Source organism: Lapidilactobacillus mulanensis (assembly GCF_003946215.1).
In the GTDB taxonomy this organism is placed as follows: domain Bacteria; phylum Bacillota; class Bacilli; order Lactobacillales; family Lactobacillaceae; genus Lapidilactobacillus; species Lapidilactobacillus mulanensis.
This window is the reverse complement of the sequence record NZ_RHOW01000012.1, coordinates 42754-58246: the sequence shown is the minus strand read 5'-3', so window position 1 is coordinate 58246 and position 15493 is coordinate 42754. Positions and strand designations below refer to the sequence as shown.

16 protein-coding genes are annotated in these 15493 nt (G+C 42.4%); 2 read left to right on the top strand and 14 right to left on the bottom strand.

Going from position 1 to position 15493, the window contains the following annotated elements; all coding sequences use genetic code 11:
- Positions 1-98: 98 nt before the first annotated feature.
- The 3 genes from glnA to miaA all read right to left on the bottom strand — a co-directional run bounded on the left by glnA (position 99) and on the right by miaA (position 2891).
- Positions 99-1436: a type I glutamate--ammonia ligase gene (glnA, locus tag EKM67_RS04705; RefSeq protein ID WP_125577783.1), complete on the bottom strand. Its 1338-nt coding sequence runs from the start codon at positions 1434-1436 to the stop codon at positions 99-101.
- Positions 1437-1483: 47 nt separating this feature from the next.
- On the bottom strand, positions 1484-1852 hold the full coding sequence (locus EKM67_RS04700; RefSeq protein ID WP_125577781.1) for a MerR family transcriptional regulator: 369 nt from the start codon (positions 1850-1852) through the stop codon (positions 1484-1486).
- A gap of 112 nt (positions 1853-1964) precedes the next feature.
- The gene (miaA, locus tag EKM67_RS04695) at positions 1965-2891 is read right to left on the bottom strand and encodes a tRNA (adenosine(37)-N6)-dimethylallyltransferase MiaA (protein WP_125577779.1); all 927 of its coding nucleotides are present in this window, start codon (positions 2889-2891) and stop codon (positions 1965-1967) included.
- A 177-nt stretch (positions 2892-3068) separates the two neighbouring features.
- Here miaA and EKM67_RS04690 point away from each other — a divergent pair, with 177 nt between their 5' ends.
- Entirely contained in the window at positions 3069-3248 is a 180-nt protein-coding gene (locus tag EKM67_RS04690) for a DUF3042 family protein (RefSeq protein ID WP_125577777.1), read from the top strand.
- A 101-nt stretch (positions 3249-3349) separates the two neighbouring features.
- On the opposite strand, the gene EKM67_RS04685 is transcribed toward EKM67_RS04690, so the two are convergent.
- The 7 genes from EKM67_RS04685 to EKM67_RS04655 form a co-directional block, all read right to left on the bottom strand.
- On the bottom strand, positions 3350-3775 hold the full coding sequence (locus tag EKM67_RS04685) for a rhodanese-like domain-containing protein (protein WP_125577775.1): 426 nt from the start codon (positions 3773-3775) through the stop codon (positions 3350-3352).
- A 14-nt stretch (positions 3776-3789) separates the two neighbouring features.
- The gene (locus tag EKM67_RS04680) at positions 3790-4761 is read right to left on the bottom strand and encodes an ROK family glucokinase (RefSeq protein WP_125577773.1); all 972 of its coding nucleotides are present in this window, start codon (positions 4759-4761) and stop codon (positions 3790-3792) included.
- A 6-nt stretch (positions 4762-4767) separates the two neighbouring features.
- Complete coding sequence (locus tag EKM67_RS04675; RefSeq protein WP_125577771.1) at positions 4768-5010, bottom strand: YqgQ family protein; 243 nt, start codon at positions 5008-5010, stop codon at positions 4768-4770.
- Between the two features lie 2 nt (positions 5011-5012).
- Positions 5013-5693 carry a rhomboid family intramembrane serine protease gene (locus tag EKM67_RS04670; RefSeq protein ID WP_225417313.1) on the bottom strand — a complete coding sequence of 227 codons (681 nt, stop codon included), beginning with the start codon at positions 5691-5693 and terminating at the stop codon, positions 5013-5015.
- An 8-nt stretch (positions 5694-5701) separates the two neighbouring features.
- A complete protein-coding gene (locus EKM67_RS04665; RefSeq protein WP_125577769.1) occupies positions 5702-6256 on the bottom strand; it encodes a 5-formyltetrahydrofolate cyclo-ligase in 555 nt (184 codons plus the stop codon).
- An 89-nt stretch (positions 6257-6345) separates the two neighbouring features.
- The gene (gene rpmG, locus EKM67_RS04660; RefSeq protein ID WP_263853139.1) at positions 6346-6510 is read right to left on the bottom strand and encodes a 50S ribosomal protein L33; all 165 of its coding nucleotides are present in this window, start codon (positions 6508-6510) and stop codon (positions 6346-6348) included.
- A gap of 161 nt (positions 6511-6671) precedes the next feature.
- Positions 6672-8774 carry a peptidoglycan D,D-transpeptidase FtsI family protein gene (locus EKM67_RS04655; RefSeq protein WP_379895074.1) on the bottom strand — a complete coding sequence of 701 codons (2103 nt, stop codon included), beginning with the start codon at positions 8772-8774 and terminating at the stop codon, positions 6672-6674.
- A 584-nt stretch (positions 8775-9358) separates the two neighbouring features.
- On the opposite strand from EKM67_RS04655, the gene EKM67_RS04650 reads away from it, so the two are divergent.
- Positions 9359-12040: a YfhO family protein gene (locus EKM67_RS04650; RefSeq protein WP_125577765.1), complete on the top strand. Its 2682-nt coding sequence runs from the start codon at positions 9359-9361 to the stop codon at positions 12038-12040.
- 225 nt (positions 12041-12265) lie between these two features.
- Here the strand turns inward: EKM67_RS04650 and EKM67_RS04645 are convergent, their stop codons facing one another.
- The 4 genes from EKM67_RS04645 to greA form a co-directional block, all read right to left on the bottom strand.
- Positions 12266-12898: a response regulator transcription factor gene (locus tag EKM67_RS04645; protein ID WP_125577763.1), complete on the bottom strand. Its 633-nt coding sequence runs from the start codon at positions 12896-12898 to the stop codon at positions 12266-12268.
- The gene (locus tag EKM67_RS04640; RefSeq protein WP_125577761.1) at positions 12891-13958 is read right to left on the bottom strand and encodes a sensor histidine kinase; all 1068 of its coding nucleotides are present in this window, start codon (positions 13956-13958) and stop codon (positions 12891-12893) included. The genes EKM67_RS04645 and EKM67_RS04640 overlap by 8 nt, the downstream gene beginning before the upstream one ends.
- Complete coding sequence (gene liaF / locus EKM67_RS04635; RefSeq protein WP_125577759.1) at positions 13955-14695, bottom strand: cell wall-active antibiotics response protein LiaF; 741 nt, start codon at positions 14693-14695, stop codon at positions 13955-13957. The genes EKM67_RS04640 and liaF overlap by 4 nt, the downstream gene beginning before the upstream one ends.
- Positions 14696-14969: 274 nt before the next feature.
- Entirely contained in the window at positions 14970-15443 is a 474-nt protein-coding gene (greA, locus tag EKM67_RS04630) for a transcription elongation factor GreA (RefSeq protein WP_125577757.1), read from the bottom strand.
- Positions 15444-15493 lie beyond the last annotated feature (50 nt).

Sequence of the window (15493 nt, the reverse complement as noted above, 5' to 3'; positions counted from 1 at the left end):
TTTGACCATACAAAAAGTGCCTCACAATCATTAGACTGTTTGTCTAACAATTATGAAGCACTTCAACTGAGTATTCGCGCTTTTTGTCTGTTGTTTTTTTACAGAGATAAATATTGATCTCTTTCCCAATCTGAAACGGTTTGGCGATATGAATTCCATTCGAGTCGCTTGGAATCAATGAAACTCTGCGTCAAATGCGGTCCCAATGAACCCTTAACAACCTCGTCAGCTTCCAAAGACTTCAAGGCGTTATGCAACGTCGATGGTAAATCGGTGATATTAGCTTCATGACGTTCTGCAGAAGTCATGCCATAAATATTGCGGTCGATCGGTTCAGGAACAGGTAAATTCTCGCTCAATCCAGATAAGCCACAAGCTAAAATCGAAGCGATCGCTAAATATGGATTGGCTGCTGGATCGACACTCCGTAATTCCAGTCGCGTTGAAAGGCCGCGTGCTTGCGGAACGCGGATCAATGGTGACCGGTTATGACCAGACCAAGCCACGTAAACTGACGCTTCAAATCCAGGCACCAAGCGTTTATATGAATTGACGCTCGGATTATTAATTGCCGTCAACGCACGCGCATGCGCCATCAAACCAGCAATGAAATGTTTAGCTTCTGCTGAAAGTTTGTCGGGTGTGTTTTCATCGTAAAACGCATTTCCAGATTCATTGCTCAATGACATGTTGATGTGCATTCCAGAACCGGCAATACCTTCCAGTGGTTTAGGCATGAAAGTCGCGTGCAAGCCATGTTTGCGCGCAATCGTTTTGACCACAAGTTTAAACGTCTGAATATTATCCGCAGCTTCCACAGCATCGGCATATTTAAAATCGATTTCGTGCTGTCCTGGTGCGACTTCATGATGACTTGCTTCAACTTCAAAGCCCATTTTTTCCAACTCAAGCACAATATCGCGACGACAATTCTCGCCTAAATCGACTGGCGCAAAATCGAAATAGCCACCATCGTCGTTCAAATCAAGTGTTGGTTTGTCATTAGCATCCAGCTTGAATAAGAAAAATTCGGGCTCAGGTCCAATATTGAAACTACTATAACCAGCCGCCTTCATTTCGGCAACGATCCGCCGTAAATTATTCCGGGGATCACCCATAAATGGTTCACCTTCAGGCGTGTTGATATCGCAAATCAAGCGTGCAACTTTCCCATGTTCAGATCCCCAGGGGAAAATCAAAAACGTCGACAAATCTGGAATCAACAACATATCACTCTCTTCGATCCGCACGAAACCGTCGATCGAGGAGCCATCAAACATGACCTTGTTGCCCAACACTTTGTTGATCTGATCGGCGGGAACCTCAACGTTTTTGATCACACCATTAATATCGGTGAACATCAATCTTAAAAATTGGACATTTTCATCGAGAATGATCTTCTTGATTTCGTCTACTGTAAACACTTTTTTTGCCATAAGCTCTCCTTAATTAATTATAGATTAAAATCCGTTGGTCGTGATGATCATGGCTTGAAGAATGGGCTCTGGCGCGTACCCGACTGCGAGCGACTGAACGGACTGGCCAACCACAGCTCATCCTGTAAAGTCTGGCGCAATTGACTGTCATGGTGCTCGGAATTTTGTACGTCCAATTGCGTTAGAAGCTGACGAACTTGCGCCACATTGTGCTCGTCATGCAATAAATTCTTGATCTGAATCAAGCACTGCAAATCCACCAACGAGAATAAACGTTGATTACTTTCACTACGCACAATTTTGATCAACTGATTGGCCTCATAATAGCGAATTTGGCGGGCTGTTAATCCGGTCAATTTCATAGCCGTACCAATTGGTAAAATCGACAAATCAGCACGCAATTGTTCATATGCCACAATCATTCACTCCTAATGTATTCAATCATATCAACATCCAGTTTTAGATGCAACTATTAATGTCAGGAAAGCTAACATCAGACCAATTATTTTTTTTAAGTGAAACAACAGACTATTTAAGCAACCACAATTCAATTTCTTGCTTGATTGCTTTTAACGCCTGCGGATCTTCGATCAAGTCAAACCAGTTTGTCGGTAACTGATTGCGAAAATAAGTGAGCTGCCTTTTCGCATAATGGCGCGAATCTTGCTGAATTAATTCGATTGTTCGTGCTAAAGTTTGTTTCCCACTCAAATAACCCGGAAATTCGCGGTAACCAATTCCCTTGGCTGGCTGGCTTTCCGTCGAAACTTGTGAGAACAACCATTTAACTTCATCCACCAACCCCGCTTCGATCATTAATTCAACCCGCTGATCGATTCGTTGGTATAACGATTCGCGACTCGTATTCAAGCCGATTAAATAGGCATCGAATTGTTGTGCCGCCTGTTCCTGTTCAGAAAAAAGTTGACCAGTTTGGCGGATCACTTCTAAGGCACGAATAGTCCGTCGTGAATTTTGAACCGGAATTTTAGCAGCCGCGTTCGGATCAAGTTGCGCTAATTGTGTCCACATCTTTTGTGCACCGACTTGATCAAGCTCTTTTTCCAATTCATGACGAATTTGTAAGCGCGCCTGATCATCGGCATCGCCGCCTAGAGTGAAATTCTTGAGTAAACTGGCAATATAAAGTCCAGTTCCACCAACGATAATTGGCAAATGACCCCGTTGTGTGATTTCTTCAATTTTTTGTGTGGCTAACTGTTTGAAATCAAACGCCGAATAAGGTTGGTCCACATCACGAATATCGATCAAAAAATGAGGCGCTTGTTGGCGTTCTGTCGGCGTCACTTTGGCGGTACCAACATCTAAGTGTCGATAAACTTGCAGTGAATCACCGGAAATAATCTCACCGTGGTATTGTTTAGCTAGTTTTAAACTGAGATCTGTTTTTCCGACGGCGGTGGGTCCAACGATCACAAGAACTTTTGGCTTCATGATAGCCCTCGATTCTATTCTAAATATTTTCGAAACTGTTCATGATTATCGAATTTAATGTTTTTTCGAATACTTCATTGGTTCTTAATTGCTAATTAGGTGTCAATAAGCGATAATATGGTTATTGAGATATCACGCTATTTTATTTTACGCGCGAATTCTAAGGAGGTCATTGTGATGGCAAAACATTTTGTAAAAGGACTCTTAATCGGTAGTTTAACAACACTTGGTGCGGTTGCAGGTTCATTATACGCATTCAAGAAGGCCGTTATCGAACCACAAGAAGAATTCGATAGCAAAGTCGAAGATAACCGCAGACGTGCAAATCGTAAAAGTCACGCGGCTCACCAAGGCTAATTGTATAATTATTTGTAACAAAAAACGAATGGTGATTGAGAAATCTCATCATTCGTTTTTTTGTTTTCTTAATTATTTACGGACAGGCAAGTGCAGAAAAACTAATCGTCGTACTTTTTGTCGTCTTTCTTAACTTTACCTTCCCATTTACCATAGCCGCCTTTAAGCCACTTAACGTCGGTGTAGCCGGCTTTTTTCAAACGCAAGGCAATTCGGATCGAGATGTTCTCACCGGTCTCATACATATACACGGGCATATCTTTACGCAATTCGGTTTCCCATGTTTTCACAGAAACGGAAGGCATATTGCGGGCACCTAGAATGTGGCCCGCCTTGAATTCCTTCTTATCACGCAGATCGATTAGCTGTGCTTTACGCATGGTTTTCTCAAACTCCGCAGAATCCAAGGCACCGCCTGCGCGTCGTCCACGCAGCTTCACGATCGCCCAGTTGCCAAACATATACAATAAAACTAGGATCAATATAATATTAATAATTGTCCAATTAGTTACCTCTAACAACACCATACTCATTAACATCCTTAATTTTTGTTATTTTCTAATACTAACGACGCCGCACCGATCACGCCGGCTTCGTTGCCCAACGTTGCTAAGCGGATCTTAGTGTTCTCGCGAACATTAGGAAAAGTGTTCTGTGCGAAAGTCGCACGAACTTTTTCTAATAAGAATTCACCAGCAGCACTGACGCCACCACCGATGACGATAAAAGCAGGATTCAACGTATTCCCAACGTTTGCTAAAGCAAACCCAAGATAATAGCTGACCCGATCAACGACGGCAGTTGCCAAAGGATCGCCTTCTTTAGCTAGATCAAACACGATCTTAGAAGAAATATCCTCGCCAGCATCTAATTGTTCTTTCAACTTGGCAGTCCCGGCATATTCTTCGGCCATATCACGAGCAACGCGAACGACACCCGTTGCAGAAGCAACTGTTTCTAAGCAACCATGCTTGCCACAAGTACAAAGATAACCTTTAGGATCAACAGTCACATGACCAATTTCACCGGCAGAACCTGAAACACCATGTAACAGGTGATTGTTGGCAATAATACCGCCGCCAATACCAGTTCCTAAGGTGACAAAAGTTACGTCTGGTTGGTTATCACCAGCACCCTTCCAGCGTTCGCCTAATGCAGCAACGTTGGCGTCATTATCGATATAGAAAGGAATGTGCGTGCCAGCTTCGATATCGCGTTTAGGGAATACTAATTCTTTCCAGTTCAAGTTGAAGGCACCGATGACAGTTCCATTATCACGATCAACACTACCTGGTGAACCCATCCCGATACCAGAGAATTGGTCCGGTGTCATCGCATAAATGTCCAAATGATGATTGATGGATTCAATAATATCCGGAATGATATGACTCCCATCATCCAAAATATCTGTCTCTTGACTCCAACGTTGTTGAATATCACCGTCTTTGGTCAAAATTGCAAACTTGATCGAGGTACCACCAAGATCGATCCCAATAATTTTTTGTTCTTCCATACTGCGCTATTGATCCTCCTTGGACTTGTTAGAACGTTTTATTTCTAATTCGTGTTCATGACGCAACACGATTTTTGCATGGGCGTAAATGGTATCTGTGATCAATCCAGAATCGTGCAGCTTCTGCAGCTCGACGCCAGTCATCTCGATATCCCATAAACGCTTGCCCATATAAACATAGATCCCAAAACGTTTTAATAATTGTTCAACATCATAATAATGTCTAAATTGTGGTTCAGAATTAACCATTATTAGCGTACCATTCCTAACCAATATAAGAAAGCACAAATTGCTAAAAATAACACGGAAGCGCCAATTTGCCAATACACGCCTTTGCGCAACTTTTGACCGGGTAAAGCGAACACAATGATCAACAGGAATCCACCGAGTAAGCCACCGATATGTCCCCAAATATCAATACCTTGTGCAAACAAATCAAAAACCAGGTTAAAAGCCGCCAGCATTAAAAATTGACGCCCAGTTTGACGATAATACATGCTGTCGTCAAAAACGACGCCTAAGGCAATATAAACACCAAATAAACCAAACAATGCCGTGCTGGCACCGGCGGATAAAGCACCGCCACCAAATGCAAAACTCATTAAATTACCACTGAGTGCGCTGAGGAAATAAACCAAGAAGAAACGCCAATGGCCGATCATTTCCTCAACGGCGCCACCGATATAATATAGCGTAAATGAATTGACTAAAATATGCATGAAGCCAATATGAACGAAAACCGGTGTGATCAAACGCCACCATTCGCCTATTCTGATCAGCGGGTCATACTTAGCACCCCAATTGACAAGAACCAGTCCAGATTCGCTACCACCAGAAAAAGTCTCACCAGCAAAGACCAATAGTTGCACGACCAAAATCAGTAACATGACCCAATTTTGTTGACGCCAACGCCTAACGAAATTAGAATTCACGCGATCACCTATCCTTTCGGTAACAAGACACGATCGATCAAACGATCATATGAGAAAGTTTCCCAGTCGAGTGTTTCAAAATACATCGACGGAAACGCCAATGAAATAGTTGTGGCCGGATATTTTGCCAAGAAACGATCATAATACCCACCACCAAAACCAATCCGCCAATGTGGAAAATCTGTATAGGCCAAGCCCGGCACGATGATCAGGTCCAAATAATTCTCAACTTTTTGAGGAGCATCCAGTGGTTCGAGCACGCCGAATTTAGAACGCTCAAGTTTGTCATGCTTATCATAACGAATGAAATTCATCTGATGACCATCCGCAATTGTCCGCGGTAAATAAATTTCCTTATCTAGTTGCCAAGCCTGTTTAATGATCGGCAACGTGTTGATTTCAAAATTGCTACTATACGTGATCCCAATTGAATCGGCGGCTTGAAAAGATGGATCTGCAAACAATTGCTCATAAAGATCATGTTCATATTTTTTCCGTGTTGCTCGATCTAGTTGCTGCAAGTTCTCAATTTGTTGTTGTCGCAATTCTTTTTTATTGATCATAATTTCCAATCTGATAAAGAAAGAATGGCCGATTCACATTAATGTGAATCGGCCACTCTGGAGCCTTAATGACCCGCGATTTATCTTAGTTATTTAGTTTCGCGATGCAAAGTTACTTTATGTTCACGAGGGCAATACTTTTTTAATTCTAAGCGATCAGGATTGTTACGCTTATTCTTATTTGATAAGTAAGTCCGTTCATGACATTCTGTACATTCCATAGTAATATGAACTCTCATTGTGTGACCCTCCATTCTACTGAACTCCGTGGTTTTCACGACTTTAACAAGTATAGCAGAAAATTATCTAGAATACCATTAATTTTTGTCGTAAATTTGTGGGAATGAGCTAATTTTTTTCAACGGATTTATTTTTCCATAAAGCCGTTCTTTCGAAGCCTTCAAAATTGATTCGATCAATTATTGCCGTTGATCTTAAAGTAATCTGTAAACATTTGTTTCGCCGTGTTCATCAAGTAGCTAGACGCACTCGAAGTTGTGAAGTTAGGGAATACAACGGCGATAGCAATTTTCGGATTATCAACCGGCGCATAACCGACGAAGGAGTGGGTAATTGTTTCTGGCGGATCCGGATTCGTCGGATTGTCTTGATCATAGTAAAACGACTGTGCGGTACCGGTTTTACCAGCAACCTTAGGATTCAACCCGGCCAACGTATGACCCGTCCCATAGGAATCGGTCCCGTTGACGACGGCGTTCATCCCCTCTTTGACGACGGCTAATTGAGCACTTGTAAAAGCAACCTGATTTAAAACCACGGGATCATGTTGATAAATCACTGCACCCTTTTGACCAGATGTCGTGGTCTTTTGAATTGAATTGACCAGATAAGGTTCCATTCGGTAGCCACCATTTGCAACCGTGGATACATATTGAGCAACTTGCATCAAAGTGTACGCATCGTAGTTACCAAAGCTTAAATCTAAGGCACTACCATATTTAACTTGATTATATTCATTGGTCGTTGAGCCCAGGAACCCATCGACTTCACCAGGCAAATCGACGCCGGTTTTATAACCGAGACCGAATTGTTCGAAGTAGCCACGCATCTTCGAGAAAATGTCGCTATCCATCTTGATATAAGACTTCGGCGTATATTTCGCATTCCCTTCCAACAAGGCCAAGTGCATCATGTAAGTGTTAGATGAAATTTCCAGCGCGCGTTTGGCCGTCATTGTGCTGAAAGTCCCCGCTGGATACCACGACTTCTTGATCGGCGTACTTGGTAAATAAATCGCATCATCGGGCAAAGTATTACTATTTGGCGTGATCACACCATCCATCATCGCCCCGAGCACCATCGCTGGCTTGACAATGGATCCCATGACGAACGTCCGATTGATCACCCCTAAGGCATCATCGGTCGTCTTACCGGTCTTCGTGTTATTTTGCAGACCAGCCATCGCCAAAATTGCACCCGTTTTTGGATTCATAGCCACCGCGTAGGCACCGTCTGAATAACCAGTTGCCCCCGCTTTTTTGGCAGCCGTATAATTGCTGTTTAACGCTTGTTCAACTTTAGTCTGATAGGCAGAATCGATCGTTAGATTTAAATTACTACCCTTGGTGCCGGCATATTCCGTCACCTCATTTAGAACTTGGTTATTATTATTAACCGTCACTTGCTTTTGCGATTTAGTCCCACGCAAAATCGATTCGTATTCTTTTTCGAGATAACTATTACCTACTCGATCGTTTCGTGAATAACCAGTCGCTAACATTTCGTTTAAAGTGTCGGCGGGCAGCCCTTGCTTCTCAGTCGTGACCGTACCCAAAATACTACTGATCGAATTGCCATTGGGATAATCACGCGTCCAGTTTGTTCCCACGCCGATACCAGGTAATTCAGATAAATGTTCGCCGATCTCGGCAATTTCAGTCTGGGTCACCTTATCATCTTTAATATAGACAGTTGATAATTGGAAAGCGGCAGACATTTTACTGTAAATTAAGGCCACTTGTTTTTGATCGGCCGTTAATTTAAGTTTCATTTTTTTAATGACATATTGACTGGCGTTATGATACAACTTGCTTTCCGCTAAGTTATCACCGCTGGCAGAATATCGTTGTGAACGCGGCAGCTTTTTCAAAACCGCCTTATAATGATCCGTATTCGCCAAATAGTAATCCGCAATATCCTGTTTCTGCAATTTATCGTCAGGAACAGTTAAATATTTCGTTAATTTTTGGGCGGTGACTAGCATTTCACCACTCTTTATACTGATACTTTTAGTATAGGTGATCGCATTTTCGGCTTGATTGCCAACTAGCGTGCGTCCTTGCGAATCATAAATCATACCACGCGGCACGTTACCACTGACGACCGTCTTGTCCGTGCTCTCGATTTCCGTTTCAAATCGATCACCGTAAACAATTTGCAAATAGCCAAGCTGAGCGACTAAAATAGCCAATAAGAGAAAGGCGATAAAAAATAGCAGATTGAGACGAAATCTTAAGTGTGATTTCTTCGATTTAGTTTTATTGCGACGACGCATCATATTATGAGCGTTCCCCTTTCGAATAGCTGTCCCAATTCTAACAAAAAAAGCCGACGCTGACAAAGAAAGCCAGAAGACTTCACGAAATTTTATCAAATCATGTTGTGAGTAGCCCTGGTTGAAATTGAGCATTAACGCGACGCATGATAAAATTCTGCTTTTTGAATTTCATCATGCGTCAGTTAAGCGGAAATTTCAATGGCTACGAACACAAATCATGTTGTGAGATCTGACGGGTTGGCTGCGTAAACTAAGTCTATCAAAAACTTAATTCGTTTTTTGAATTCAGTTTTGATAACTTAGCTATAGCAGACAGTCAGATCGAACACAAATCATGTTGTGAGGTGGCACGGGTGAAATTAATGACTAAGCCGCCAATAACTTAAATCCTGCTCTTGGATTCAAGTTATTGGTGCTTAGACACTTAATTTCAGTGCCGCAGAACACAAATCATGTTGTGAGATCTGACGGGTTGGCTGCGTAAGCTAAGTCTATCAAAAACTTAATTCGTTTTTTGAATTCAGTTTTGATAACTTAGCTATAGCAGACAGTCAGATCGAACACAAATCAACTAGGAGTTCACAATGACTAGAAACTCACGGCACCAATTCATTAAACGGTTGGACCAACATCGCTTGCTTTATTTGTTGAGTTGGTTAATTCCCGCTGCAACTGTATTGATTTATTTTATGATCCAAAAAACTTTTCCATTTGGCAATAACACCCTACTGACGACCGATCTCGGCCAGGAATACATCGATTTCTACAGTTATTATCGGCGGGTATTGCTGGGACACCCGAACCAGTTCTTTTACACGTTCAGCAGTAGCCTTGGCGGGCCGATGCTGGGCACTTGGAGCTATTACCTGTTAAGTCCCTTCAACTTGATCATGTTGCTCACACCGGGCAAATGGTTGCCTGCTGGCGTGTGGTTGATCACGATCATTAAGTTAGGGTTATGTGGGTTGACCATGAGTTATTATCTCACCCATCGCAAAAATCGCCTCGATAACACGCTCGTCTTAGGATTGGCCGTTGCCTACGCGCTATGCGGTTACAATACCGCGTATCAATTAAACATTATGTGGCTCGACGGCGTTTATTTATTGCCATTATTACTTCACGCGCTAGAATTACTCGCCGAGAAACAACGCTGGCGTCCTTATTTTGTCGTCTTAGCATTCAGTCTCTTCACGAATTACTACATCGGCTACATGCTCTGCGTTTTCAGCCTGCTGTATTTTGCATATCTGCTTGCCATCAAGCAACCCTTCCGTCAGAAAATCGGCGTGAACATTATTGCTTTTGCGCGCGGTTCGATTGCCGCCGGCTTGATCAATGCCTGGCTATTGATTCCAACATATTTCGAACTACAATCCACAAAAGCAACCTATAACGCCGCCAAAATCCATTGGAACCTGGAATATAATCCGCTCAAACTTTTACCTAAGCTCGTTAGTGGTGGCTACAGTTTCGATCAAATGTCATCTGGCCAAGCCAATATTTTTACAGGCAGCCTAATTCTTTTGTTAGCAATTCTCTTCTTTCTCACCAAGAAAATCTCTCCACGACAAAAAATAGCCGCCGCTTTGATCACCATCTTCTTAATTTATTCATTCTTCCTTGAACCACTCGATCTACTATGGCATGGTGGTCAATTTCCGGTTTGGTATCCTTCTCGTTTCAGTTTTATCTTCAGTGCTTGGCTGATCGTGCTAGCTAGTGATGTTTTGGCCGTGCATGTTGATCTTAAGCTGTGGCAGCTAGGCGTGCTTGGCAGCCTCTTAATCGCTTGGTGCGCTTATATTTTATTGAATGAACATAATTACGACTTCTTGACCAAGACGAACACAAGCGTCAGTATCGTTTTTGGCATCGTTAGTTTCTTCTTGTTGATTTTTTATTATTCGCCACAGCGAAGTCGCGTTCTAATGACGATCATGTTGGTAGTCATGGTCAGTGATTCCGTCGCCAATTATCGTGCGTCACTCGATCAAATTGCTTACACAAATCAATCGGAATATTGGAACTACACTGGATTGGTCACGAACACGGTCGAAAAAATCTCTGCGAAATCTTTGGTCGGCACACGAGTCGAGAAAACTTTCAACCGAACGAATGATGACCCAATGCAATTTGGCTATGCTGGCGGCGCGCATTTTAATTCGATGCAAAATCCGATCATTGGTCATTTCTACGATAAGATCGGCCAGGCTGCCGGCGATAATTTTGTCACTTATAAGTATGGCACCGAAGTTACCGACAGCTTGTTAGGCTTTAAAACTTGGTTAGACCGTGATACCAACGATGATTTGTTGCCTGCATTACCAGATCTCGATGCCGGTTTAACGATCACTTCTTGGCGACCAGACGTCCAAAATTATTCCCTGACTCAACAAGACGGCGCCATTTCTATTCGTGAAAACAAGAATGCACTGAACCTCGTTTTTGCAGCCGACCAAGCTATTTTGAAAACAAAGCTCACCACGAGCCAGCCAATTCTGAATCAAGAAAAAATCGTTAACAATTTAGTCAGCGGTCAAAGTTATCAAACGCTATTTCGTGCAGTCACCCTCGATCAGCCGAAATTGATCAATGCTAAAAGTACGGCGCTCAACCCTGACTCAACGTACACGAAGACTGATCAAAACTTACCCGCTTCCATTTCGTTCACGTTCACACCAACCACCAACGATTCTTATTACCTGAGCCTCGGCAGTTCGGTCGACTCAGATCAGATCGATATTACTGTCAATAACGAGAAAGTTCCGATCGATGAGAATTTCCGCGACACAATTTTGTTAAATGTCGCTCATCGTGACATTGGTAAAACCATCAAAATTCAGATCAATCTAAAAAAGCCGAGCGTCTGGCTACAAGCTCTGAGTCTTTATCAACTTGATCAGAGTGCCGTCAATCAAAAATTCCAAACTTTGAAAAAGGGAAACGCCACAATCAAACAAATGAGCGGTGCAACGGTCACAGGCACGGTCAACTTGAAAAAGGATCAAGTCATGATGACAACGATCCCTTACAACCAAGGTTGGCAGCTCACGGTGGATGGCAAATCGCAACCACTGAAAAAAGTCCTTAAAACATTCTTAGGCGCCAAACTCAGCCGAGGAAAGCATCAATTCAAACTAACCTACCGTCCAGTCGGCTGGACCACCGGCTGGCTGATCACACTAGCAACTATATTACTGATGCTGACCACGTTCACCCTAGAACAACACAAGCGTCAAAAACAAAGAAAGCACCACAAATAAAAAAATGGACCCTCTGTAAAAAAACAGAAGGTCCATTTTTATTTAGCAAGCTAACATTATTTCAGAGCGAAGGATCGTTCATCGTACCAGACAGATTCAACGACCAATTAAGACAAAAAGCTCTCTAGTCACCACCACACCAACTCCGGGTCTTCCAGCAATCTGCACTAACGCCACCAACAGAATGAGACGTTAAATTCCAGTTCCCACCACACAACTAACAAGCTACTTTGCTAAATGATGTTGAAACGCGTATATTGCCGCTTGCGTGCGATCCTCAACTTGCAATTTTGCCAGGATATTAGAAACATGCGTCTTAACCGTCTTAAGTGTAATAAATAATTCGTCGGCGATTTCTTTATTACTTTTCCCTTGGGCGATCAGTAATAACACTTCGCGTTCCCGCGCCGTCAGATCTTCATACAACTGTGGCTGATTGCGTTGTGACATGCGATTCATCATCTTGGTCGTCACTTCTGGCTCCAAGACAGATTCACCTTTGGCCGTCGCGCGGATCGCTTGGGCAATTTCAGCGGCGGTCGATGTTTTCAGTATGTAACTCGCCGCACCGGCTTCAATGGCAGGATAAACTTTTTCGTCATCGATGAAACTCGTCAGAATAATAATTTTAGCTTTGGGCCATTGCTTGAGAATTTCTTTGGTTGCTTCAATACCATCCATTTCAGGCATGACCACATCCATCAAAATTGCGTCCGGCCGTAAATCCAATGCTTTTTGGACGCCTTCAACACCATTTTCTGCTTCTGCAACAACTTCCATATCTGGTTGCACCGAGAGATAAGTTGAAATTCCTAAACGTACCATTTCATGATCATCAACAATCAATACTTTAATCATGGTTTTCCTCCATTACGATGGGCACGCGAACTTCTACACTAGTGCCTTCATTTTTGAAACTGATTATTTTTACAGTACCGCCGACAGATTCGGCGCGTTCTTTAATATTGGTCAGGCCATAACTTCCGGCTTTTTCTTGCTGTTGCATATCAAATCCGACGCCATTATCAACGACGCGTAATACAACGGTTTGTTTAACTTGCTTCAGGAAAACTTGCATCTGATCCGCGTTAGCGTGGCGCAATGTGTTAGAAAGTAATTCCTGAACGATTCTAAACAAATTATCTTCTACACCAGATTGTAACTTAACTTCATCCATTTCCCAAGAAATTTTAATTTTGATCTTAGTTTGTAATTCCTTTAGCAGTTGGATGAGACCTTCTTTAAGCGAACGTCCTTCCAAGCTCGTAGGCCGTAAATGGAGTAAAAGCGCCCGCATTTCTGATTGCGCCTGATTGATCACCGCTTCGATTTTGGTGATCAACTGTTGATAATTATCGGCAATTTGATTCTGCTTGGCCGATTCATTCAAGGCCGACAACATCATCATTGCTGCAAATAATTGTTGCGAAACGGAATCGTGCAGTTCACGAGCTAACCGATGACGCTCACCTTCAAGAATTTCTTCACGAGTTTCACCTTCGAAACGCAACGGCTGATTCGAATAAACTTGTAATTCTTGCTGAAGACTCACGATCCGTTCATTCAATTGCTGATAACGTTGTCTCAGAATTTTTTCCTGAGCGGTGAACTCCAAGGTGCCTTTAGCTTGTTGAACGACAAAATTCCCGTGTAAAATGCCATTGATCGAATTCAATTGACGGCTAACCGATTGACGAAAAAGCCAATTGACTAACATCACGATCAGTAAACTAAATAATGCCGCACCCACAATTAGATAAATAATCAAAGGCAAGTCCAAAATTTCTTGGGTCATCGTAAAACGGATCATTTCCCAATCGTTGCCAGCCTTAGCAGCACCAACAATCGGAATAAACGAAAAGACCAGCGTACCAATCATGATCAGCGTAAATAGCCAAACGCTACGTAAACGACTCATACGTAGACCACCTCCAAGTTGCCCACTAAGATGCTCGTGACCACACGGATCCGGCGTTCGCTAGTTTGATAGTCCGGCGTTTTGATTTGGATGGATTGATTTTTAAGTTGATGACGTTGGTCAGAAAATTTAACCTCACCCATAAAAGTGGCGTGCTCTAAATAAATACCCGTCCCAAAAGGCACCAGAATTCGCGTGTTGCCAAATCCTTTTTGTAAAATTACAATATTTTCACGGTCGACTGGTAATAAAGTATTTCCTAAATCAATGATGGTATCACCAGCTAGCTCTTTCAGATTCACGTCATGCCATTGATAAACCTGGTTACCGATCGTTTGATCACCGAGCCATTGATTCGTCGAAATTTGCCAATCTCCAGAATCATCCGTTTCTGAGGGATCGATTTGAGGCGCAATATATTTCTTCTTTTGCCAGAAGAAATGATTCGACTCACCAAATAACCGAGGCAAGAAGGCAACCACACCGAGTAGCGCGAGAAATAACAGCCACCAGAAGGCCAAGTTAGACGCTAAGCCCAGTATAATTAAAAATATTGCCATAAATACCAAGAAATTGTTATTTTTTTTGTTCTTTTGCCGGCGTTTATTGATCAATAGCCAGAGCAAACTGCCGCAGACAACGAGTGCCAGCGACTGTGGTGTGCTAAATATCTGCCAACCAAGCAAAATAAGGCTTGCTGCCACAACAATTCCAAAAAAAGGTAGCATTTTTTGCATTTACTTCATCCTCGTCCCTACTCAATTAGCTCAATTATACCAAATGATCAAGATGAAACATCTGTCTAGAGACTGAATTGTGTAGCTTGTTAGTTTTTTTGGATTGAAACTGTTAGATACGTCTCATTCGTTTTGTGGCATTAGTTCTGCTTGATCACAGATGCCTTCCTTTGCAAAAATGTGCTTGAACATGCTAGTCGAAAATAAAAGTAAGAAATTGAGAACAAGCTACAAAAAAAGATGGCCAGAATCTGGTCATCATTTTTTTGAAAGCTTATTTTACTTCAGTGATTTTAACATCGAATGAACCACCAGGCGTTTCGATTGAGACCGTGTCGCCTTTTTTCTTGCCAAGCAATGCCTTTGCAATCGGTGAATCGTTACTGATCTTGCCTTCACTAGGATCTGATTCGGCAGCACCAACGATGAAATAAGTTTCAGGCTCATCATCACCATCTTCAACGAAAGTCACGTGACGGCCAATTGAAACCTCATCAGGGTCAATATTACTTGAGTCAACGACTTGCGCATAATGCAACATTTCTTCGATTTGGCTGATCCGTGTTTCTGTCACGCTCTGTTCATCTTTAGCAGATTCGTATTCCGAATTCTCGGATAAATCGCCAAATCCTCGGGCAACTTTAATTCTATCAACGATCTGTGGACGCTTAACAGTTTTTAATGTTTCAAGTTCCTGCTCAAGCTTAGCCTTGCCTTCAGTGGTCATGGGAAAAACTTTATCGGGCATTTCATACACCTCTAAATTAATAATAATAAAAATCAATCTTGCAATTGATA

Bases quoted from the DNA above. Each gene is read 5' to 3' on its own strand.
- glnA (WP_125577783.1), bottom strand. From the start codon at position 1,436: ATGGCAAAAAAAGTGTTTACAGTAGACGAAATCAAGAAGATCATTCTC.
- miaA (WP_125577779.1), bottom strand. From the start codon at position 2,891: ATGAAGCCAAAAGTTCTTGTGATCGTTGGACCCACCGCCGTCGGAAAA.
- EKM67_RS04690 (WP_125577777.1), top strand. From the start codon at position 3,069: ATGGCAAAACATTTTGTAAAAGGACTCTTAATCGGTAGTTTAACAACA.
- EKM67_RS04685 (WP_125577775.1), bottom strand. From the start codon at position 3,775: ATGGTGTTGTTAGAGGTAACTAATTGGACAATTATTAATATTATATTG.
- EKM67_RS04680 (WP_125577773.1), bottom strand. From the start codon at position 4,761: ATGGAAGAACAAAAAATTATTGGGATCGATCTTGGTGGTACCTCGATC.
- EKM67_RS04675 (WP_125577771.1), bottom strand. From the start codon at position 5,010: ATGGTTAATTCTGAACCACAATTTAGACATTATTATGATGTTGAACAA.
- EKM67_RS04665 (WP_125577769.1), bottom strand. From the start codon at position 6,256: ATGATCAATAAAAAAGAATTGCGACAACAACAAATTGAGAACTTGCAG.
- rpmG (WP_263853139.1), bottom strand. From the start codon at position 6,510: ATGGAGGGTCACACAATGAGAGTTCATATTACTATGGAATGTACAGAA.
- EKM67_RS04655 (WP_379895074.1), bottom strand. From the start codon at position 8,774: ATGATGCGTCGTCGCAATAAAACTAAATCGAAGAAATCACACTTAAGA.
- EKM67_RS04650 (WP_125577765.1), top strand. From the start codon at position 9,359: ATGACTAGAAACTCACGGCACCAATTCATTAAACGGTTGGACCAACAT.
- EKM67_RS04645 (WP_125577763.1), bottom strand. From the start codon at position 12,898: ATGATTAAAGTATTGATTGTTGATGATCATGAAATGGTACGTTTAGGA.
- EKM67_RS04640 (WP_125577761.1), bottom strand. From the start codon at position 13,958: ATGAGTCGTTTACGTAGCGTTTGGCTATTTACGCTGATCATGATTGGT.
- liaF (WP_125577759.1), bottom strand. From the start codon at position 14,695: ATGCAAAAAATGCTACCTTTTTTTGGAATTGTTGTGGCAGCAAGCCTT.
- greA (WP_125577757.1), bottom strand. From the start codon at position 15,443: ATGCCCGATAAAGTTTTTCCCATGACCACTGAAGGCAAGGCTAAGCTT.